This window comes from Brevibacterium sp. HMSC07C04 (assembly GCF_001815905.1).
Taxonomy (GTDB): domain Bacteria; phylum Actinomycetota; class Actinomycetes; order Actinomycetales; family Brevibacteriaceae; genus Brevibacterium.
On the sequence record NZ_KV823250.1, the window covers coordinates 148,000 to 168,851 of the forward strand.

Below are 20,852 nucleotides of genomic sequence, written 5' to 3' on the forward strand. Positions count from 1 at the left end.
TGGGTGTCATTTGCCGTATCCACCGCCGCCCGCGGTTTGGATGGATACAGTCTGTCCTGCGCGGACCGTGAGCTTTGACATCGATTCCAGTTCGCGCAGTTCACCACCTTCTGCAAGGGTGATGCGGGCGCTGATTCCATCGCCGCCGTCTTCCAGGCCCCACGGAGCCGTCGTGACGCGCGATGTTCCAGCAACCACCGTTGCCTGACCGCGGGTGAGCGTCAGGCTTCGGCGCAGTCCGCTGCCTCCGGTCGCGGCACCGTCACCGCCGGTGTCACGAGCGATTTCGTAGCTGTCTACGCGCAGCGGGTATTCACGTTCAATCACTTCGCACGGGGTGTTGCGAGTGTTGGTCATGTGGGTGTGGGTGGCGGATGCGCCATCGAATTCGGGGCCTGCGCCCTGCCCGCCGCCGTAGGTCTCAACGTAGGAGTAGTACTCGCCGTCCAGCGGATCCACACCGCCGATCGTGATGATGCTCATGCTGCCGCTGGATGCGGCCGGCACCAGGCCCTCGGTGAACTGATCGAGCGCTCCGAGGATCGTGTCGACGATCCTCTGGGAGGTCTGCGTGTTCCCGTGGGCGACGGGGGCGGGGAACTGGGCGTGCACGAGGCTGCCCGGCTGGGTCTTGACGTTGATCGGCGCGGTCAGGCCCGCGTTCGAGGGAAGGGTCGGGTCGGCAATCATCTTCACCACGTACGAGGCGCAGGCCAGTGCCACGGCGTATGAACAGTTGACAGCCCCGGCAACCTGGTCTGCGGTTTCGGTCATGTCGATGGTGATTTCCTCACCGCTGATTTCGACCTCGGCGTGTATGGGGATCATCTCCGGTTCCACACCGTTGTGCTCCAGGTAGTCGACGAAGCTGCCTTTGCCGTCCGGCAGGGAGGCGATTGCCGCGCGTGCCCGACGCTCGCTGTAGGCCACAAGCGCATCGCAGGAATCGTAGAAGCGCTGCACACCCCACTCTTCGATGAGCTCCAGCACACGCCGCGAACCCAGTTTGTTTGCCGAAACCTGCGCCATGAGGTCACCGCGGGTCTTGTCTGCCGTGCGGATGTTCATGAGCATGAGCGCCATGATTTCGGTCTGCAGCTGCCCTTCCGCAAACAGGCGGATGGGTGGGACCCGGATGCCCTCCTGGAAGATCTCTGTTGCGTCAGTTGCCATGGACCCGGGCGTGGAACCGCCGACGTCCACGTGGTGGGCCATAGTCGCCACGTGGGCAACAAGCTCGCTGCCTGCGAACACGGGGGTGATGACGCACATATCCGGCAGGTGCGAACCGCCCAGGTAGGGGTTGTTGGTGATGAGAACGTCACCGGGTTTGATGTTGTCGAGCCCGTATTCGGCGATCGCGTTCTCAATGAGGGTGGGCATGAGCCCCAGGTGCAGCGGAATGTGCTCCGCCTGCGTGATCAGGTGGCCTTCAGCGTCGTAGATTCCGGCTGAACAGTCGCGCCTGTCTTTGATGTTGGGGGAGTAGGAGGTGCGGATCAGCGCCGTACCCACCTCTTCTGACACCGAGGTCAGGCGATTGCGCGCAATCTCAAGTTCAACGGCGTTGAGCTGTGTGGATTCACTTGTCATCGTCATCACTCTTTCGGGTGCGCAGGTGCAGGAAGCCGCGGTCATCGCAGAAGCACGTCAGGCTGGGGTGGACAAAGGTTGTTGTGTCGAACTGGTCGATGATGATGGGCCCGGGAATCGAGGTGCCTGCGGGGATCGCATCACGGTCGTAGATGTCGACTTCGGTCCAGCTGCCGTCGATGTAGACCTGGCGAGTGGTTTTGGGCTCAGGAGCTCCGGTGCCCGCTTTCGCTTGGGCTTCGCGGGTCCGTTCGGATTCGATGGTGGCCCGCAGACGCACCACGATGATCTCCATGGCCGCATCGTCATCGCTGTAGCCGTAGCGTTCAGCGTGAGCTTCGTCGAAAGCCCGGCGCTGTTCGTGCCAGCTGTCTTCCAGCGGCAGCGTCAATTCATAACTTTGGCCCACGTAGCGGGCATCAACCAGCCATTCGCGGTCGAACTCGTCGGTTTCCATTTCGGTTCGAGCCTGCTCCTGCAGGTTCCCGAAAGACGCCTCCAGCGGTTCGAGCCTGGTCCATTCGTTGGCCTGAACAGGGTGGGCGAAGTCGTGGCGGATGGGAGCATCGAGCATGCCCACCGCCGACGCAATGCCCGGGTGCGGGGGAATGACCGCCGATTCCATACCCAGTTCAACCGCGAGGTCAGCACCGTGCAGCGGACCGGCACCTCCAAACGACATGAGGTTGCACGACCGGATGTCGACACCGCGCTCAACCGACACCTTGCGCACACCGCGAGCCATGGTCGCCGTAATGACCTTGATAATGCCTTCAGCACACTCTTCGGCCGACAGGCCCAGCGATTTGCCGAACTCCTCCATGCGGGCACGTGCGGCATCGATGTCGAGTTCAAAACGACCGCCGAGCAGCTCACCGCCCAGCCGACCCAAGACCGCGTGAGCGTCTGTCACGGTCAGCTCAGTTCCACCTCGGCGGTAGCAGATGGGGCCGGGTACGGCCCCGGCACTGTGCGGTCCCACCCGCAGGCTCCCACCGGAGTCCAGCCAGGCAATCGAACCTCCGCCGGCGCCGATTGTGTGCACGTCGACACTCGGCAGGCGCAGTGGCATCGAGTCGATTTCAGTGAAGTTCGTTTCGTCCGGTACGCCGTCGCGTATAAGAGCGATGTCGGTGCTCGTGCCGCCGATGTCGAAGCTGACAACGTTCTTCAGCCCCAATGAACGCGCCCAGTTGGCAGCCCCGACGACCCCGCCTGCCAGGCCGGAAAGAACGGTCTTCGCGCTCTGGGTGCTGGCGATTTTCGGGTTGAGCAGACCGCCGTTGGACTGCATGACCCACAGGCGTGACGGGATATTGAGGTCCTCGATGCCTGCTTCCAGCTTCTCCATGTACGTCGACACTTTCGGGCGGACGTAGGCATTGATCGCAGCGGTCGAGGTGCGGTCGTATTCACGCATCTCGGTGGCAACTTCGGTCGCGGCCGACACAACGGGCGCTGCGTTCAGTTCGGTCAGACGCTTCACGGCGGCGCGTTCGTGCTGGCCGTTGGTATAGGCGTTGATGAACGACACGATGAGCACATCGAGATCTGCGCTCGCGATGGTTTCGGCCAGCTGTTCCAGCGAAGCTTCGTCCAGTTCAGTCAGAACTGCTCCGTCAGCGTCGATCCGCTCGTCAACCTCGAAGATCGTGTCATCGGAGATAAGAGGCGCCGGGCGGGTCTTGCGGTAGTCGTAGATCGCCGGTCGGTCCTGGTGGGCGATGGCCAGAACATCGCGGAAACCGCGGGTCGTCAGCAGACCCACGCGGCCGCCCTCACGAGTCAGCACAGTGTTCGTTGCCACCGTCGTCCCGTGCACCAGCCGAGTGATCTCCTCGGGGGTGCGGTCAATCTGCTCGAGTCCTCCGACGATCCCGTCAATCACCGCCTCGTTGGGTGCTTCCGGGGTCGACGGGACCTTCCACACGAACAGTTCGCCATCATCCTTGCGGATGCCGATGTCGGTGAAGGTGCCGCCGGTGTCAACGGCCACGTGCAGTCCTGCAGACATGTGCTCTCCTTGACTCACAGTCAGACGATCTCTTTGTTCTTGGTTTCCGGCAGGAGCGACAGGGCGATGATTCCCGTGACCGCTCCGACAATGGCGATGAGCATGATCGAATTGCCCCAGCCGATGCTCGCGGATGCCAGTCCCACCGTCAGCGGGCCGAAAGCCGCTAGCCCGCGGCCCAGGTTGTAGGCAAAGGCCTGCCCGGTCGCGCGGATTTCAGTGGGGAACAGCTCAGCCAGGTACGCACCGGTGCCGCCGGCCTGGCCGGATGCGAAGAAGCCCAACAGGAAGATGACGGGAATGCCCAGTTGTGGCTGGGCAGCCGGAGTGAACACGAACAGCGACACGCTCAGCGCCGAGCCGACAAAGAACATGAGGAATGTTGGGCGGCGTCCAATCCAGTCGAGGAAGAAGCCGGAGGACAAGTACCCGATGAACGAACCGACGATCGCCACCCACGTAAAGCCGGCGGTGCCCACAATGCTCAGGCCGCGCTCTTCCTGCAGGTAGGTGGGCAGGAAGATGAACACGGAATAGTAGATGCCCTGAACGCCGATGCCCAGAAGGGTAGCGGCGACGGTGGTCTTCGCCAGGCCGTCGCGGAACAGCTTGCCGAAGCTCTTGTCGGGCTGGGCGCTGGGCTTGGCAGCTGGTTGTTGGTCACCGTGGATATCCGTTGCGTCCTTCGTGCCGCGGCGGATGAAGAAGGCGGCCAATGCCGGCAGAACGCCGACCAGGAACAGGTAGCGCCACGCGACTTCTTCGGGGAAGATCGAGTACACAGTCAGGTAAGCCAGTGCTGAAACCGCCCAGCCGATGGCGTAGCAGCTTTGGATGAAGGCCAGAATGCGTCCGCGCTTTTCCGGCTGGGCGTATTCGGCGACGAGTGCCGCGCCTACGGCCCATTCGCCGCCGAAGAACAAGCCTTCGAGTGTGCGCCACAGGAGGAAGTCGTAGAGCCCCTGAGAGGTTGCGGTCAGGCCGGTGAAGACGCTGTAGCCGAGGATGACGATGGTGAGCATGCGCACTCGCCCGTAGCGGTCAGCCAGATTGCCGAAGATCACGCCGCCGATGGCGGAGGCCACAATGCTGATTGCGCTGACCCAGCCGGTCGCGCCAGACGTCATGCCCAGGGCGCCGGCGGCGGCAACGAGCGCAAAGCCGTACATCGACCAGGTGAAGCCGTCGAGGCCCCAGCCTATTCCCGATGCCGCAATGGCGCGCCGTCGGTATTTGGCGGTCAGCTGTTCAATGTCTGATGCGGGTGGGTTCATCTGGCCTCCTTCTGGCGGGCAAGCTTTCTTCGGCCTGTATACGGAATGTATACAGGCTGTCATGTTTGCAGTTGTTTGTGAAGGCGGTCACGTGCTGGCGGCTGCCAGGGTGGAACTATGGGCTGATAATGAGAGCTATGAATACGCGGAAGACAAGCGCGCGGGACACCGCGTACTCCGAGATACGCCGACGTATCCTCATTCTGGACCTGCGCGGTGGACAGAAGATTGACGAAGCCGGTCTGGTCGAAATCATCGGCGTCAGTCGCACTCCCGTGCGCGAAGCGCTGCACCGGCTGGCGGCCGAAGGCTTAGTCGAAACTGACGCCGGGGGAGGTTACCGCGTTAGCTCAATTTCGCTGCGCCAGTGCCGTGAGCTCATCGAAGCGCAGCACGTGCTCGTCCGGGCAACCACTCAGCTGCTGGTCGACCGGATTGACGATGAAGGGATAGAACAGCTATCCGAAGCTGTCCGGGCGGTGGAACGCGCCGCAGCAGACATGGACGTTGCGGCGGTGACCAGCACAAATGCTGAACTGCACATTCTGGAGACTGTCCTGACCGGGAATTCCTATCTGCTGTCCATGGCCGAAAGGGTCTACACAAACCTGCAGAGGTTGGCGTTTCTCAGCTTCGGCGGCGATCAGGGCGGAACTGCCCGACTGGGGGACATTGAGGAACACTACAACAAGGTCCATGATGACCACTGGGAGTACCTCGATGCGCTCAAAGGCCGCGATCGCGCACGCGCCGAAGCGGTTGCAGTGCGCCATGTTCAGCTGTTTCAGACACGGCTTGCACGGTATTTGACCGAAGCTGATGGTACAGACCTTGATTTTTCATCGCTGGCTGTCCAAGCGCGGATGTGCTGAGGTGCTGTCGGCTGACTGCGCGGCAGGTCGGCTAAGCACGACAGCTACACGCTTTAATGCGAAATCACGCAGTAATGCAGCGCATTAAAGCGCAAACCTGCATTACTGCGTGAATCCGGCGTTGGTCTAGCCGCTGCCCGACATCAAGCCCGCGGCATATCCTCAGTGCCGCGGCGGATGCGCTGCTGCCACGCAGTCATGATCCGCTCCGGCGTGGGCCGGGACATGAGCGAGCCGACAACGTAGGCGATGAGCGAAGCGCCCAGGCCGAAGTAGATCGGCGTGTTCGCAAACAGCCCGTTGACGATCATGAAGATGACAGCGGTACCTGTTCCTGCGATCATGCCGGCCAGAACTCCGACGATGGTGCCGCGCTTCCACACCAGCCCGCCGACAATCGGGATGAACAAACCGGCTACGAGGATGTTGTAGGCAATTGTCAGCGCATCGACCACGCTGGTCATGACGCAGGCCAGGATGATCGACACGATTCCCAAGCTGACCAGGTAGATGCGTGAGTCGCGAACTTCGTCCCCGGTTTCGCGCACGAGGCTGCCGCGCAGAGCTTCGCCGAGTCCGCTGCTGGTCGATGTGCGCTTGGCCAGAGCTGGTTCGACAACGTCCTGACGCAGAACCGTTGAGGCGGCAAGAAGCGCACCGGATGACGTTGACATGACAGCTGACAGCGCTGCTGAGAGAACCAGTCCGGCAAGCAGCGGTGACAGCGCATGTTCGGTGACGGCTGTGAACACCTGGTCGGAGTCTTCGATGCCGGGCACCAGCACGCGGGCTCCCACACCCACCAGGGCACCGGCAGCACCGTAGAGCACGCAGTACACACCGGCGGCGAAACCACCCCAGCGGGCGGTGCCGGGGGAGCGGGCGGTGAACACGCGCTGCCAGATGTCCTGACCGATGAGCAGGCCGATTGTGTAGATGAGAACGTAGGTGATGATCATGTTCGGCCCGATGGCCACCGGGTCGAACGCTTCGGGACCCACTGCGTTCCGGATGGCGGTGAAGCCGCCCGCGTCTGTCAGGACGATCGGCAGCAGGATGATGAAGATGCCGACGGTTTGGATGAGGAACTGCACGAAATCGGTCATGGTGATCGACCACATGCCGCCGAGCATGGAGTAGACGATGACGACAGCTCCGCCGATGAGCACCGCAGGCACCCGGTCGATGCCCAACAGCGAGTGGAAGATCGCGCCGTATGCCACCGTGGAGGTTGTCGAGATCATCAGCCCGTATGCGGTCATGATGATTCCCGAAACAGTGCGGGAGCCGATTCCGTAGCGCAGCTCCAGCATCTGGGACACCGTGTAGATCTCCAGGCGTTGGATCGTTGGGGCGAAGAGCAGGCTCAGAATGATGATGCCCAAGCCGATGCACACAACCAGCCACATGCCCGACAGTCCGTGGACGTATCCCAGGCCGACACCTCCGACGGTAGAGGCTCCGCCGAGCACAACGGCGGCCATAGTGCCCATGAACACCAACGGTCCCAGCCGCCGTCCGGCAACAAGGAAGTCCTCCTGGTTCTTCGCGCGGATTCGACCCCAGACGCCGAATGCGAGCATGCACGCCAGGTAGACGGCTACGACTGCTGTTTCCATGGTGTTTCTCTCTTGCGGGAAGGGCAGTGGGGCAGCTGCAGTGCGTGCCCCGACGGATTCGGGTGGTTGGTGAAGCGGATCAGATCTTCACGTGGATGAGTGTTGGGACATCAGCGCCCAACGCCTCGGCAACTGCGCGTTCCAGCTGGTCAGAGCAGTCGGGGTCGGTGGCGTCCAATTCTACGCCCTTGCCGCCGAACGCCGTGCCCAAAGCCGCGAAATTCGGCCTGGCCAGGTGGACGGCGAACGGGTCGATGTGCCGCTGCTGCATCTGCGCTTCGATTTCGGCATAGCCCCCGTTGTCGACGATGACCATGGGGATGCCCAGACCCAGTTCGACTGCTGTCATGACTTCCTGGATGGAGAACATGGCAGCGCCGTCGCCCACGTGGACGACCACCGGGCGGTTTGGATCTGCCAGCTTGGCGCCGATTGCAGCGGGAATGCCGTAGCCGAGGGTGGCAAAGCCCGGCATGTACAGCAGCTGGTCTTCGCTGTGGGCCTGCAGGGCGTGGACGGCTCCGTCGTAGGTGACCTGCGAAGAATCACCGGCGATCACGGTTCCGGGCCCGCCTGCGGCTGTGATTGCCCGCGTCGTCCACACTCCCGCACCGTCGGGGAATTCGCTGCGCCATTCGCGATTGAGATCGGCTGTCCGTTCAGCGCCGCTGCGGCCCGGCTGCTCACCCAGTTCCCGGCTCAGCGCATCGACGAACTCCCGGCTGTCGGAGTGAACCAGGATGTTGCCCGGCAGGTTTTTGTGCAGCTGATCGGGGTCGATGTCGCAGCGGATGACTGTCTGGGTCGGCTGGTCTTCGGGCTGTTCGGGTGGGCAGCCCAGGTGGTCCCAGGAATTGACTCCGCGCGCGCCGATCCGTCCGCCCCACAGGTCGGAGTCTGCAAGCTCTGAGCCGATCACCAACAGGACGTCGGCGTTCTGCGACTCTTTCTGCACCGAGGGAAAGCGCACGCTGGCACCCAAAGACAGGGGGTGTGACTCATCGACTGCGCCCTTGCCGTTGGCGGTGGTCACAAGCGGTGCGTCGAGCTTTTCAGCCAGCGCGGTCAGCGGCCCGGCCATGCGGCGGGCACCACCGCCGGCAATGATGAGCGGACGCTGTGCCGCCGTCAGCGCCTCGGCAGCTTCGGCAATTACTGCGGGCGCCGGCTGTATCGGCGTGACGGTGCGCGGGACCTCGGCGGTGCCGTGCCAGGGGCCCTCAAGAACATCGAGTGGCACCTCGATGTGGATCGGCCCTGGCCGTTCCGAAGCGAACCGGGCGAAGGCCTCGGACACGGCGGCAGCGGCACCTTCGGCGGTGCGGGTGCGCTTGGAGCCGACCAGGAGATTGTCAATGGCTTCGGCGGTGGCCTTTGTTTCGTGCAGCAGACCAACATCGGCCCGCTCCAGCCCGTTGGGCACGCCGGGGGACAGAATGAGCATGGGGCGGGATTCCGCATAGGCGGTGGCGGCTGCCGTGATGACGTTGGTCAGGCCCGGACCGGAGGTTGTGATGACAACACCGGGTTTGCCGCTGAGCAGCCAGTAGCCGTCAGCGCCATAGCCTGCACCCTGTTCGTGGCGGGGCGTGATGGCGCGGATGTCGAAGGTTTCAAGGTGGCGGTAGAACTCCAGATTGTGGGTTCCGGGAATGCCGAACACGGTGTCGACGCCGTGGGCTGCCAGTGCGGCGATGACGGCCAAACCGCCGTTTCGGTGGGCGTCGTCAACGCGCTTCAGGCGTTCGCTGATGCTGGTCACGTGTGCTCCTGGGCGGTTGGTCGTGGGGATGGACGGGGGGATGGTCAGTGTACGAGGCGGAGCTTCCCTCCCGCTTGTGCCGTGTAGGCAGTCCGCGGGAGGGCAAGCGGATCAGCCGAGGTTGTCAGCGGCGAAGCCCGTGGGAGATTCGGCGCCCTTCTTCTGAGCGGCCCACAGAGAAAGGAGTTCGTAGCCGACCTGTGCTGCGGCCAGACCGGTGATTTCGGCGTGGTCATAGGCAGGTGCGACTTCGACGATTTCAGCGCCGACGATATTGAGTCCCTGGAGGCCGCGAATGGAGTTGAGCAGTTCGCGGCTTGTCATACCGCCGGCCTCGGGGGTGCCGGTGCCCGGTGCGGCCGCGGGGTCGAGCACGTCGATGTCGACGGAAATGTAGACGGGCGCATCACCCAGGCGCTTGCGGATGCGGGCGACAATGTCCGGCAGCGGCTGGAACTGGTAGTCGTCGGAGCGCAGAATCTGGAAGCCGAGCACAGCATCGTCCTCGAGGTCCTTCTTGCCGTACAGGGGACCGCGGATTCCCACGTGCATACAGTGTTCGAGGTCGAGCAGACCCTCTTCTGATGCGCGACGGAACGGCGTTCCGTGAGTGTAGGGCGCACCCATGTAGGTGTCCCACGTGTCCAGGTGAGCGTCGAAGTGCAGCACCGCAATCTTTCCGTGGGTTTTGTGCAGCGAGCGGATGTTCGGCAGGGCAAGCGTGTGGTCTCCGCCCAGGGTGAGCAGCTTCGAGCCGTCTTTGCGCGCTTCGTCGGCGTTGGCTTCGACAGCGGCGATGGCCTCTTCGATGTTGAAGGGGTTCACGCCCAGATCTCCGCAGTCGGCGACCTGCTGCCAGGAGAACGGGTGCACATCGGTGGCCTGGTTGTAGGGGCGCAGCAGCTTGGAGGACTGGCGGATGTGGGAGGGGCCGAACCTGGTGCCGCTGCGGTAGCTCACACCGGCGTCGAAGGGGATGCCGATGACCTTGACGTCGATTGGCTGGCCTGGCCGCTGTGCTTCGACTTCGTCAATGCGCGGCAGGAGGCCGAAGGTCGGTGGGCCTGCAAAGCGCGGGGTCAGGCTGTAGTCGGCTGGGCCCAGGGGTTGGGATTCGCTCACGTGTTCCTCCTAGTTGCGATGATTCAGTTTCAGGTTTGAGGGGTGAGCTGCATCATGACATATCCAGTATGGCCAACAGCGCCCGCCCATATGCTGCAAGGTATATCTCTGCGTGCGCCTCTGGCGGGCCCGGGCCTTGGGGCCCAATCAGATGTCGTTGGGACTGAAGGCCTTTGTTTTTTGCTCGAATTGGGCCCTGACAGGCCCGGTGTGATGCATTAAACTGAAAAAATTTTTCTTGTGGACAGATGTCGAAAACCTGTGGATAGAGCGCAGGCTGAAAACTCTGCGGACCTCGGGCGATCCCCGGAATCTCGCGGGAGTTGAACTACATTGATGTGATTTTGGAAGTTCACAACTGTGGATGACGACCTGACGGCCCCTTGTTGACACTGGGTGGGACGCGGCGCGGCGCCAGGAGATTTGCTCGAAAAAGCCTAGATATGGGCGTAGTCTCTTATCGGAACACAACATCTTGTGGTTACTCACCCGTCCGGTTTGGACGGCCAGCAGCCTGAGATCCGAGTCACCTTGAAGGAGACCCACATGATCACCGTTTACACCAAACCCTCCTGCGTCCAGTGCACTGCAACGTTCCGCGCCCTGGATGTCCGCGGTCTGGAGTACCGGTCGGTTGACCTCAGCCAGGACCATGGTGCCCTCGACGTTGTCAAGGCGATGGGCTACATGCAGGCTCCCGTCGTTGTGACCGACGGCGATCACTGGTCGGGCTTCCGCCCCGACAAGATCAATGCTCTCGCAACTGACAGTGCGGAGGCCGCAGCGGTCTGATCATGCTGATCGTCTACTACTCCAGTGGTTCTGAATACACCCACCGGTTTGTAGAAAAACTGGGGCTGCCCGCTGTGCGGCTGCCTCTGCTGACGAAGGACGACACTCCGCTGGTCAGCGAACCCTTCGTCCTCATCACGCCGACGTACGGAGCCGGACGCAACGCCGGCTCCACGCCGCGGCAGGTGATCAAATTCCTCAATGTCAAAGAAAACCGCGACAAGATCGTCGGAGTCATCGGCTCTGGAAACACGAACTTCGGCAGCAACTTCTGCCGTGCGGCCTACACGGTGGCAGAGAAGACCAAAGTTCCCGTCCTCTACAACTTCGAAATGTTCGGAACGCAGGAGGACGTCGACAAAGTGAAAGAAGGGTTGGACAAGCTGTGTCAACGACAGCCGCAGACCGCGACCTAGAAGCCATCATCCGCGAGGACACCGACCTCGACTACCACGCTCTCAACGCCATGCTCAACCTGTACGACCAGGACGGTCGCATTCAGTTTGAACGCGACAAGCAGGCGGCACGACAGTTCTTTCTCCAGCACGTCAACAACAACACCGTCTTCTTCCACGACCTGGAAGAGAAGCTCAACTACCTCATCGAGCACCAGTACTATGAAAAAGAAGTGCTCGACCAGTACTCGTTCGCCTTCATTTCAGAGCTGTCCAAGCACGCATACGCCAAGAAGTTCCGCTTCGAGACGTTCCTCGGTGCGTTCAAGTTCTACACGTCCTACACGCTGAAGACCTTTGACGGCAAGCGCTATCTTGAGCGTTTTGAAGACCGCGTCGTCATGGTGGCTCTGTTCCTTGCCCGCGGTGATGAAAAGCTTGCCCGCCAGCTTGTCGATGAAATCATCTCCGGTCGTTTCCAGCCTGCAACGCCCACGTTCCTCAACGCTGGCAAGAAGCAGCGCGGCGAAATGGTCTCCTGCTTCCTGCTGCGCATTGAAGACAACATGGAGTCCATCGGCCGGTCGGTGAACTCCGCGCTGCAGCTGTCCAAGCGCGGCGGCGGTGTGGCTTTCTGCATGACCAACATCCGCGAAGCCGGCGCACCCATTAAGAAGATCGAAAACCAGTCCTCGGGTGTCATTCCCGTCATGAAGATGCTCGAAGACGCCTTCTCCTACGCCAACCAGCTGGGCGCCCGCCAAGGTGCCGGTGCGGTGTACTTGAACGCCCACCACCCGGACATCTACAGCTTCTTGGACACCAAGCGCGAAAACGCAGACGAAAAGATCCGCATCAAAACCCTGTCACTGGGTGTGGTCATTCCGGACATCACGTTCCACTTGGCCAAGAAGAACGAGCCCATGTACCTGTTCAGCCCCTACGACGTCGAAAGCGTCTACGGGGTGCCGTTCACCGAAATCTCGGTGACAGAGAAGTACTACGAAATGGTCGACGACGCGCGGATCAAGAAAACCAAGATCAACGCGCGCGAATTCTTCCAAACACTCGCCGAGATCCAGTTCGAATCGGGCTATCCGTACATCATGTACGAAGACACGGTCAACCGCGCCAACCCCATCAAGGGCCGCATCACCATGTCGAACCTGTGCTCGGAGATCCTGCAGGTGAACTCCGCTTCGCTCTACAACGAAGACCTCACCTACAACCACATCGGCAAGGACATCTCCTGCAACCTCGGTTCGCTCAACATCGCCGCGACTATGGACTCCGAAGACTTCGGGCAGACCGTCGAAGTCGCCATCCGCGGCCTGACCGCCGTGTCGGAGACTTCGAACATCGCTTCGGTTCCCTCGATTGAACGCGGCAACTCGATGTCGCACGCCATCGGCCTGGGCCAGATGAACCTGCACGGCTACCTGGGCCGCGAGCGGATTCACTACGGTTCCGAAGAGGGACTCGACTTCACCAACATGTACTTCTACACCGTGGCCTTCCACGCGGTGCGCGCATCCATGGAGATCGCCAAAGAACGCGGTCGGGCCTTTGAGGGCTTCGAAGACTCCAAATACGCCTCCGGTGAGTACTTCGAGAAGTACACGCAGCAGGAATGGGCTCCGCGCACGCAGCGTGTGGCACAGATCTTCGAAGAAGCCGGTGTGCACATTCCCACCCAGGACGACTGGGCCAAGCTGCGCGACGATGTAGCCGAGCACGGCATTTACAACCAGAACCTGCAGGCTGTGCCGCCGACGGGCTCGATTTCCTACATCAACAACTCAACATCGTCGATTCACCCGATCGCCGCTCCGGTGGAAATCCGCAAAGAAGGCAAGATCGGCCGCGTGTACTACCCGGCACCGCACATGACGAACGACAACCTGGAGTACTTCCAGGATGCCTACGAAATCGGCCCGGAAAAGATCATCGACACATATGCCGAAGCCACCCAGCACGTGGATCAGGGGCTGTCGCTGACGCTGTTCTTCAAGGACACCGCCACCACGCGTGATGTCAACAAGGCCCAGATCTACGCCTGGACCAAGGGCATCAAAACCGTCTACTACAGCCGCATCCGCCAGATGGCGCTGACCGGTACGGAAGTCGAAGGCTGCGTTTCCTGCATGCTGTGACCAGCAGCGGGAGAACAGAAGGGAACAACAGTGACACAGACACGTGACTTTGGACTGTCCGAGCGGGCTGAGGCGATCAACTGGAACCGCATTGAGGACGACATCGACCTCGAGGTGTGGGATCGGCTCACGTCGAACTTCTGGCTGCCGGAAAAGGTTCCGCTGTCCAATGACATCCAGTCGTGGGCCACGCTCAGCGATGACGAAAAGTGGATGACCATGCAGGTGTTTGCAGGTCTGACTCTGCTGGACACCATTCAGGGCACCATCGGTGCGGTTTCGCTGCTGCCGGACGCCCTGACACCGCACGAAGAGGCCGTGTACACCAACATCTGCTTTATGGAGTCGGTGCATGCGAAGTCGTATTCGTCGATCTTCTCGACCTTGTCGAACACCCGCCAGATTGACGAAGTCTTCCGGTGGGCAAAAGAAGAGCCGACCCTGCAGAAGAAGGCGAAGGTCGTCACCGACTTGTACCACGGGGATGACCCGCAGAAGCGCAAGATCGCTTCCACGCTTCTGGAATCGTTCATGTTCTATTCGGGCTTCTACCTGCCGCTGTACTGGTCATCACGCGCGAAGCTGACGAACACCGCCGACCTCATTCGGCTGATTATTCGCGACGAGGCGGTGCACGGCTACTACATCGGGTACAAGTACCAGCAGAACCTCAAGAGCGAATCCGAGCAGCGCCGCCAGGAGCTCAAGGACTTCACCTACGAAGTTCTGTTCGATCTGTACGAAAACGAAGTCGCCTACACCCACCTGATCTACGACCGGGTGGGCTTGGCTGAGGACGTGAAGAAGTTCCTCAACTACAACGCGAACAAGGCGCTCATGAACCTGGGGTATGAGGCCATGTTCCCGGCCGAAGTCACGGATGTGAACCCGGCTATTCTGTCTTCGCTCAACCCGAACGCGGACGAAAACCACGACTTCTTCTCCGGCAGCGGCTCCAGCTACGTCATCGGCAAGGCCGAATCCACCGAAGACGACGACTGGGACTTCTGAGCCACGTCCACACACATCGGCTCGTATAGCAGCGGCCCGGAACTGTTCAGAACAGTTCCGGGCCGCTGTCTTTGAGCGGTGCTCTTTCGCCGGGAAGTCGTAGTACCGGAGCTGGCGCCCGACTTCAGCGAGTGACCGCTGCTGTTTAGCTTCGGTCGGCTGCGAGCAGCAGCCTCAGTCAAAGGGCCGGTGACCTCAGTCGTTCCAGGCCCAGACGTCTTCGCCGCGCAGCGAAACTTCTGCACCGCCATCCACGTAGATGGTCTGTCCGGCCATGTGGGTGTTGGCAGGTTCCGTAATCCAGATGAGCGCGTCAGCCACAGACTCCGGCGGCTGGTGGTAGTTCAGCGGCATGGGAACCTGCTGGTCGACATACGCCGTCATTTCGGGAGTGGACAGAAGCTCTTCCGTCATGGGAGTCAGCACCGTGCCCGGGGCAATCGCGTTGACCGGAATACCGGCGCCAGCCCATTCGTCGGAAATCGAGACGCGGCGGATCCAGCGCGACAGAGCGCGCTTGGAAGAGGGGTAGGAAACATAGCCGGTCATCGGGTCATCCGACAGGTGACTCTCAGCGATCTCAAGGGCCTTGGCTTCGTCGCCGGCGAGCATCGCCTCGACCATGGCGGGATCGTTCGGCTGCAGTGACGCCATGGACGAAACAACAGCAACCCGAGGAGCCTCCGACTTCTTCAGCGCAGGCAGCAGAGCTTCCAGAAGCTCAACAACGCCGAAGTAGTTCACCGACACGGTCTTAGGAATAGGAGCGGCAATACCGGCAGAGGCGATGACAGCGTCAACTGTCCCACCGGCAAGTTCAACAGCGGAAGCGGCAGCCTGCGAGCGGCCCTCCGGAGTGGACAGGTCAGCCTCAATATCAGCGTTCTTCAGGTCGATTCCGACAACGCGGTCACCGCGTTTGCGCAGAATCTCGACGGTTGCGGCGCCGATACCCGACGCTGAGCCGGTGACAACATAGGTGCGGGTCATAGACTTTCGCCTTCCTCCGCCCGGTGAGCTTCGGGCGGTATGCGTTACAACGGCGGTCTGCCGTCGGCTCTAATCTAATCGTCTACAGGCAAATGGCAGCTGAAAATCCAGTGCGCAGACCACACCCGTTTAGCCGTCGGGAGGCCCTGATCCTGGCAGGCGACGTCAGTAGCCCAGACGCGCGTTTTCGAGAACCGGAAGCGCTGCTTTGGCTTTGTCGACGACTGCGAAATCAATGTCGGCGACAACCAGCTGCTCACCCTGCCCGTCATCCTGCGCGATCAGCTCACCGAACGGGTCAACGACGAGCGAACCGCCCACACCCGTCGGCGCGTCTGCAGGCACCTGAACACCGGAGACTTCCGGGTCCGCCTGATCTACCGCGGAGACGATCATGTTGGAATCCAGTGCCCGCACCCGCGCCAAAAGGTCCCACTGGTAGAGCTTGCCCGGGCCCGCACCCCAAGAGGCGGACACCAGCGTCAGCTTCGCACCCGCGCGGGAAAGCTCCGCAAACAGCTTCGGGAAGCGAATGTCGTAGCAGATGGCAAGGCCGACGGCCACCCCGTCGACATCGACGGTGACAATGTCACTGCCCGGTTCCACCGTGTCGGACTCACGGAACCCAAAAGCGTCGTACAGGTGGATCTTTTCGTACGCCACGCGCTGACCAGCGGGGGAGTAGACCGCCAGCTGATTGACCACTCGGGCCCCGTGCGCGAAGAACTCTCCGGTCACAATCGTCAGTCCGTGCTCATCCGCAAGCGCCTGCATCCGCTCCTGCCAGTCAGCCGCGTGCGCTCGCGTGTCCTCCCGCAGCCCCGGGCCGAACGACCGCATTGTGGCCTCCGGAAACTGCACCAGGACAGCTCCTGCCTCAGCGGCCGAACGCACATAGTCTTCGACCTTGCTCACATTGGCCGAAACATCAGGAGTCGTATTGATCTGTGCAAGCGCAATCTTCATACGCTCACCGTACCGCTGCCGAGGCGGAGGCGACAGACCTGCCGACCTCCACCTCGTGCGGGTGGGGAAGACGGCTCCGCACAGCGGAGCCTCAGAAGATCCGGCCGCGCAGATCTTCGACGGCGGCCCGGTACTCGCCTTCGAGACGATCCACGAGCGAGGCGACCGGCAGCTTTTCGCGCACCGCGCCAATGCCCTGACCGGAACCCCAAATGTCCTTCCAGGCTTTCGACTTCGACGACCCGCCGCTGCCGAAGTTCATCTTCGAAGGATCGGATTCGGGCAGATTGTCCGGGTCCATGCCGGCGGCCTCAATTGAGCCGCGCAGATAATTGCCGTGCACTCCCGTAAACAGATTCGAATACACAACGTCGCTTGCGCCAGAAGACACAATCATGTCGCGGTATCCCTCAACGACATTCGCTTCGGGGCAGGCCAAGAAGGCCGAACCGACATAGGCGAAATCCGCTCCGGCGGCCTGTGCGGCCAGAACCGAGGTGCCGTGGGCAATGCTTCCCGACAGCAGCAGGGGGCCGCCGAACCATTCGCGGATCTCGCGGATGAGCGCAAACGGCGAAAGCGCACCGGCATGGCCCCCGGCACCGGCGGAGACAGCAACCAGGCCGTCCGCGCCCTTCTCAATGGCCTTGTGGGCAAAGCGGTTGTTGATCACATCGTGCAGCACAATGCCGCCGTAGGAATGGACGGCCTCGTAGACGTCTTCGCGCGCACCGAGTGACGTGATGACAATCGGGACCTTGTGGTCCACAACAACGCCGAGGTCGTGCTCAATACGGTCATTGGAGCGGTGTACGATGAGGTTCGCGGCAAACGGGCCCACGGGCGTGCCGGGGTTGTTCTTCGCGAATTCGGCATTGGATTCGCTGATCTCGTCAAACCAGTCCGACAGTGCTTCCTGTGGACGGGCGTTCAGGGTGGGGAAGGCGCCGATGATTCCTGCCTGGCACTGGGCTTTGACGAGTTCGGGGCCCGATGCGATGAACATGGGCGAAGCCACAACTGGCAGGCGCAGATCAGTGCGCAGCTGTTCGGGAAGTTCGGTGCGTTCGACGGTCATGAAGCTCCTTCGGTTCGAGTGTCCGACATCACTTTAGACGACGAACGCCCCGCTGGTAGGCGGGGCGTTCGCATACTGGTCAGGGCAAGCTGATCAGCGGTCCTTGAATTCGGGCTTGCGCTTCTCGACAAAAGCGCCCATGCCTTCCTTCTGGTCTTCTGTGGCCAGCGAGGAGTGGAACAGCCGACGTTCGTACAGCAGACCCTGGTCGAGGGTAGTCTCGAAGGCCGCGTTGACGGCTTCCTTCACCATTGCCGATGCAATGAGCGACTTCGAGGCGATGACGCCGGCGGCTTCACGGGCGGTGTCCATGAGCTCCTCATGCGGTACAACGCGTGCCACGAGGTTGGACTCCAAAGCTTCGTCAGCTTTGATGAAACGGCCGGTCAGGCACAGGTCCATAGCCTTTGCTTTGCCGATGGCGCGGGTCAGGCGCTGGGATCCGCCCATGCCGGGCAGCACGCCCAGGTTGATCTCCGGCTGGCCGAACTGAGCACGGTCGGAGGCGATGATGAAGTCACACATCATCGCCAGTTCGCAGCCGCCGCCGAGCGCGTAGCCGTTGACGGCGGCGATGATCGGCTTGCGGACTTCACGTAGGCGGTTCCAGCCGACGAAGAAGTCTTCGCGGTAGGCTTCGGCAAATTCAAGCGAAGCCATTTCCTTGATGTCAGCACCGGCGGCGAACGCCTTGTCGCCGTCACCGGTGATGATGATTGCGCGCACATCGTCAGAGGCGTCGAATTCGGCAAGCGCTGCCGTGACGTCTTTCATGACTTTTGAGCTCAGCGGGTTCATGGGGCCCGGAGCCAGGGTGATTGTGCCGATCTTGTCCGAAATGTCGACCTTGATGGTTTCGTACTGGGTCACTGGAAAACCTTTCGTGCTGCGGGTTCTGTCAGGACTTCCTGGACGAGTTCACTGCTGACTTCTTCCAGGGTGGCCGGCTTCCACTGCGGGTTGCGGTCCTTGTCGATGACCTGGGCGCGGATGCCCTCGGTCAGGTCGTTGTGTTTGCCGAGGTTGATTCCGGTGCGCAGGTCGCGCTCCAGAACTTCTTCGAGGCTCATGTCGCCGGCGGTGCGAATCGATTCGAACGTCACCTTCAGGCTCAGCGGGGATTTCGTTTGAATGAGGTCAGCGGTTTTGGTGCCCCACTCGGTGTCGAGTCCGCGCAGACGCTCGAGGATCTCCTCGACTGAGTCGGCCGAAAAGGCGTGGTCAATGGCTTCGCGGTGCTCATCGAGTTCATCCGCGGGAGCTTCTGCGGCGAACTCCTTGAGAACAGCTTCGGCTTCTGCCGGGCGTTTGCCCAGTTCTGCCGCGACCTTTTCGAGTTTGGCGTCCTCGATGTAGTAGTCGGCAAGACCCGCGGCCAGCGCGGTGCCTGCGCCGACCGGCAGGCCAGTCAGGCCCAGGTACATGCCGACCGCGCCGGGAGCCCGGGAGAGCAGGTAGGTGCCGCCGACATCCGGGAACAGACCGATCGTGGTCTCGGGCATGCCGATCTTGGTGCTGTCGGTGACGACGCGGTGTGAACCGTGCACCGAGATTCCAACGCCGCCGCCCATCGTGATGCCGTTCATGAAAGCCACATAGGGCTTGGGGAAGCGGGCGATCCGGTCGTTCATCACGTACTCTTCGCCGAAGAACCGCAGGTTCGCGTCAGTGCCGTCGATCAGCGATGCGTGGATGGCCTTGATGTCGCCGCCTGCGCACAGCCCGCGCTCACCGCGGCCGGTGACGAGTACAGCCTTGATTGAATCGTCGTCCTGCCACTTGACCAGGGCCTCGTTGACGATGTCGACCATTTCCTGGTTCAGGGCGTTGATTGCACGCGGCTTGTTCAGTTCAATGCGTCCCAAGCCGCCTTCGGCGCTGAGGACGACGGGCGTTTCTTCACTCAACTTATGCAACTCCTGTGCTCTTGCGCGAAATGATGACGCGCATGATTTCGTTTGTTCCTTCGAGAATCTGGTGGACGCGCAGGTCGCGGACCAGCTTCTCCACACCGTACTCGTGGAGGTAGCCGTAGCCGCCGAACAGCTGCAGGGCGCGGTTGGCAACGTCGAAGCCGGTGTCGGTCGCTTTGAGCTTCGCCATTGCTGACAGCAGGGTCGTGTTTTCGTGTTTGGCGTCGTAGGCCTGGGCGGCGCGCCACAGGAGCGAACGGGCGGCTTCGAGGTCTGCCTGCATTTGGGCGACTTCAAAGCGCAGCGCTTGGAACTGGTTGAGGTCTTGACCGAATGCCTGGCGTTCACCCAGGTACTGCACTGCCTTTTCCAGTGCCGACTGGCCGCCGCCGAGAGACGCGGCGCCGATGTTGAGGCGCCCGCCGTCCAGACCGCTCATAGCGGCTTTGAAGCCTTCGCCTTCTTCGCCGACCAGGTTTTCCACGGGAACGCGCACGTTTTCCATGATGACCTGGCGGGTGGGCTGTGCGTGCCAGCCCATCTTGATTTCGTCGGGTCCGAAATCCAGCCCTTCCATGCCCTTTTCGAGGATGAAGGCCGAGATTCCGCGGGCGCCGTCCTGGCCGGTGCGGGCCATGACCAGGTAGACATCCGATGCACCGGCACCCGAAATGAACTGCTTGACGCCGTTGAGGATGTAGTGATCGCCATCGCGGCGGGCCGAGGTGCGCAGGCCGGCTGCGTCAGAACCGGCGTTCGGTTCGGTCAGGCAGTAGCTGGCGAGGTTTTCAAACGTCACGAGCTTTGACAGGTAGCGCTCATGCTGGTCTTGGTTGCCGAAGCGCTCGATGACCGAGGCGACCATGTTGTGAATCGAGATGTACGAAGCCACAGCGGGGCAGCCGGTCGACAGGTTCTCGAAGATGAGGGCCGCATCCATTCGTCCCAGGCCCGAGCCGCCTAAGTCTTCGTCGATGTAGATGCCTCCCATTCCCAGGTCTGCGGTCGACTTGATGACGTCGACGGGGAAGTGCGAATTCGCATCCCATTCGAGAGCGTGCGGTGCCAGCTGTTCGTCCGCGAACTCGCGGCACATGTTCGCCAGTTCGAGCTGGTCATCGCTCAGCCCGAAGGGCAGAGAAGCCGCGGTGCTACGTGCCATGTGGTTGCCTCCAAAATTTAGTAGGACGTCAAACAAAGTCGCCGTCAGTGTAGTCGGTGTCACACCTTTTCGTCACGCGCGCCGGTGTTGGTCTCCTGGCGGGGAAGTGAATATTCAGTGCACGAGGTGGTGGGAG

Annotated in this window: 17 protein-coding genes; 5 read left to right on the forward strand and 12 right to left on the reverse strand. The window is 61.6% G+C overall.

From position 1 onward, the window contains the following. Nucleotides 1–6 precede the first annotated feature (6 nt). The 3 genes from HMPREF3162_RS04220 to HMPREF3162_RS04230 are packed head-to-tail and all read right to left on the reverse strand — an operon-like array spanning nt 7 to nt 4,881. A complete protein-coding gene (locus tag HMPREF3162_RS04220; RefSeq protein ID WP_070777005.1) occupies nt 7–1,593 on the reverse strand; it encodes a hydantoinase B/oxoprolinase family protein in 1,587 nt (528 codons plus the stop codon). After that, nucleotides 1,583–3,607 (reverse strand): hydantoinase/oxoprolinase family protein, encoded by a 2,025-nt coding sequence (locus tag HMPREF3162_RS04225; RefSeq protein ID WP_070777006.1) that lies wholly within the window; start codon nt 3,605–3,607, stop codon nt 1,583–1,585. Before HMPREF3162_RS04225 ends, HMPREF3162_RS04220 begins: the two co-directional genes overlap by 11 nt. A gap of 20 nt (nt 3,608–3,627) precedes the next feature. Continuing rightward, nucleotides 3,628–4,881: an MFS transporter gene (locus tag HMPREF3162_RS04230; protein ID WP_083318904.1), complete on the reverse strand. Its 1,254-nt coding sequence runs from the start codon at nt 4,879–4,881 to the stop codon at nt 3,628–3,630. 137 nt (nt 4,882–5,018) lie between these two features. Here HMPREF3162_RS04230 and HMPREF3162_RS04235 point away from each other — a divergent pair, with 137 nt between their 5' ends. Continuing rightward, complete coding sequence (locus HMPREF3162_RS04235; RefSeq protein WP_070777007.1) at nt 5,019–5,753, forward strand: GntR family transcriptional regulator; 735 nt, start codon at nt 5,019–5,021, stop codon at nt 5,751–5,753. 143 nt (nt 5,754–5,896) lie between these two features. Here the strand turns inward: HMPREF3162_RS04235 and HMPREF3162_RS04240 are convergent, their stop codons facing one another. The 3 genes from HMPREF3162_RS04240 to speB all read right to left on the reverse strand — a co-directional run bounded on the left by HMPREF3162_RS04240 (nt 5,897) and on the right by speB (nt 10,256). After that, nucleotides 5,897–7,372, reverse strand: a complete 1,476-nt coding sequence (locus HMPREF3162_RS04240) for a sodium:solute symporter family protein (RefSeq protein WP_070777008.1) — start codon at nt 7,370–7,372, stop codon at nt 5,897–5,899. A 79-nt stretch (nt 7,373–7,451) separates the two neighbouring features. Further along, nucleotides 7,452–9,134: a thiamine pyrophosphate-binding protein gene (locus tag HMPREF3162_RS04245; RefSeq protein ID WP_070777009.1), complete on the reverse strand. Its 1,683-nt coding sequence runs from the start codon at nt 9,132–9,134 to the stop codon at nt 7,452–7,454. Between the two features lie 111 nt (nt 9,135–9,245). After that, entirely contained in the window at nt 9,246–10,256 is a 1,011-nt protein-coding gene (gene speB, locus HMPREF3162_RS04250) for an agmatinase (RefSeq protein WP_070574494.1), read from the reverse strand. A gap of 546 nt (nt 10,257–10,802) precedes the next feature. Between speB and nrdH the strand changes: the two genes are divergently transcribed. The 4 genes from nrdH to nrdF are packed head-to-tail and all read left to right on the forward strand — an operon-like array spanning nt 10,803 to nt 14,607. Beyond that, on the forward strand, nt 10,803–11,048 hold the full coding sequence (nrdH, locus tag HMPREF3162_RS04255) for a glutaredoxin-like protein NrdH (protein WP_070574492.1): 246 nt from the start codon (nt 10,803–10,805) through the stop codon (nt 11,046–11,048). A gap of 2 nt (nt 11,049–11,050) precedes the next feature. Next, the gene (gene nrdI, locus HMPREF3162_RS04260; RefSeq protein ID WP_070777010.1) at nt 11,051–11,464 is read left to right on the forward strand and encodes a class Ib ribonucleoside-diphosphate reductase assembly flavoprotein NrdI; all 414 of its coding nucleotides are present in this window, start codon (nt 11,051–11,053) and stop codon (nt 11,462–11,464) included. Between the two features lie 5 nt (nt 11,465–11,469). Beyond that, the gene (nrdE, locus tag HMPREF3162_RS04265) at nt 11,470–13,596 is read left to right on the forward strand and encodes a class 1b ribonucleoside-diphosphate reductase subunit alpha (protein ID WP_371089260.1); all 2,127 of its coding nucleotides are present in this window, start codon (nt 11,470–11,472) and stop codon (nt 13,594–13,596) included. 30 nt (nt 13,597–13,626) lie between these two features. Next, nucleotides 13,627–14,607 carry a class 1b ribonucleoside-diphosphate reductase subunit beta gene (nrdF, locus tag HMPREF3162_RS04270; RefSeq protein WP_176745903.1) on the forward strand — a complete coding sequence of 327 codons (981 nt, stop codon included), beginning with the start codon at nt 13,627–13,629 and terminating at the stop codon, nt 14,605–14,607. Nucleotides 14,608–14,802: 195 nt separating this feature from the next. On the opposite strand, the gene HMPREF3162_RS04275 is transcribed toward nrdF, so the two are convergent. The 6 genes from HMPREF3162_RS04275 to HMPREF3162_RS04300 all read right to left on the reverse strand — a co-directional run bounded on the left by HMPREF3162_RS04275 (nt 14,803) and on the right by HMPREF3162_RS04300 (nt 20,716). After that, nucleotides 14,803–15,597: an SDR family NAD(P)-dependent oxidoreductase gene (locus HMPREF3162_RS04275; RefSeq protein WP_070574486.1), complete on the reverse strand. Its 795-nt coding sequence runs from the start codon at nt 15,595–15,597 to the stop codon at nt 14,803–14,805. A 165-nt stretch (nt 15,598–15,762) separates the two neighbouring features. Continuing rightward, nucleotides 15,763–16,563 (reverse strand): nitrilase-related carbon-nitrogen hydrolase, encoded by an 801-nt coding sequence (locus HMPREF3162_RS04280; RefSeq protein WP_070574484.1) that lies wholly within the window; start codon nt 16,561–16,563, stop codon nt 15,763–15,765. 91 nt (nt 16,564–16,654) lie between these two features. After that, nucleotides 16,655–17,641, reverse strand: coding sequence for an NAD(P)H-dependent flavin oxidoreductase (locus HMPREF3162_RS04285; RefSeq protein WP_070777012.1), 987 nt, complete (start codon nt 17,639–17,641; stop codon nt 16,655–16,657). Between the two features lie 93 nt (nt 17,642–17,734). Next, nucleotides 17,735–18,511 carry an enoyl-CoA hydratase-related protein gene (locus tag HMPREF3162_RS04290; protein WP_070574480.1) on the reverse strand — a complete coding sequence of 259 codons (777 nt, stop codon included), beginning with the start codon at nt 18,509–18,511 and terminating at the stop codon, nt 17,735–17,737. Beyond that, nucleotides 18,508–19,548: an enoyl-CoA hydratase/isomerase family protein gene (locus tag HMPREF3162_RS04295; RefSeq protein WP_070777013.1), complete on the reverse strand. Its 1,041-nt coding sequence runs from the start codon at nt 19,546–19,548 to the stop codon at nt 18,508–18,510. The genes HMPREF3162_RS04290 and HMPREF3162_RS04295 overlap by 4 nt, the downstream gene beginning before the upstream one ends. A 1-nt stretch (nt 19,549) precedes the next feature. Beyond that, nucleotides 19,550–20,716 (reverse strand): acyl-CoA dehydrogenase family protein, encoded by a 1,167-nt coding sequence (locus tag HMPREF3162_RS04300; protein WP_070574475.1) that lies wholly within the window; start codon nt 20,714–20,716, stop codon nt 19,550–19,552. Nucleotides 20,717–20,852: the final 136 nt, after the last annotated feature.

Bases quoted from the DNA above. Each gene is read 5' to 3' on its own strand.
- HMPREF3162_RS04220 (WP_070777005.1), bottom strand. From the start codon at position 1,593: ATGACAAGTGAATCCACACAGCTCAACGCCGTTGAACTTGAGATTGCG.
- HMPREF3162_RS04225 (WP_070777006.1), bottom strand. From the start codon at position 3,607: ATGTCTGCAGGACTGCACGTGGCCGTTGACACCGGCGGCACCTTCACC.
- HMPREF3162_RS04230 (WP_083318904.1), bottom strand. From the start codon at position 4,881: ATGAACCCACCCGCATCAGACATTGAACAGCTGACCGCCAAATACCGA.
- HMPREF3162_RS04235 (WP_070777007.1), top strand. From the start codon at position 5,019: ATGAATACGCGGAAGACAAGCGCGCGGGACACCGCGTACTCCGAGATA.
- HMPREF3162_RS04240 (WP_070777008.1), bottom strand. From the start codon at position 7,372: ATGGAAACAGCAGTCGTAGCCGTCTACCTGGCGTGCATGCTCGCATTC.
- nrdH (WP_070574492.1), top strand. From the start codon at position 10,803: ATGATCACCGTTTACACCAAACCCTCCTGCGTCCAGTGCACTGCAACG.
- nrdI (WP_070777010.1), top strand. From the start codon at position 11,051: ATGCTGATCGTCTACTACTCCAGTGGTTCTGAATACACCCACCGGTTT.
- HMPREF3162_RS04275 (WP_070574486.1), bottom strand. From the start codon at position 15,597: ATGACCCGCACCTATGTTGTCACCGGCTCAGCGTCGGGTATCGGCGCC.
- HMPREF3162_RS04280 (WP_070574484.1), bottom strand. From the start codon at position 16,563: ATGAAGATTGCGCTTGCACAGATCAATACGACTCCTGATGTTTCGGCC.
- HMPREF3162_RS04285 (WP_070777012.1), bottom strand. From the start codon at position 17,641: ATGACCGTCGAACGCACCGAACTTCCCGAACAGCTGCGCACTGATCTG.
- HMPREF3162_RS04300 (WP_070574475.1), bottom strand. From the start codon at position 20,716: ATGGCACGTAGCACCGCGGCTTCTCTGCCCTTCGGGCTGAGCGATGAC.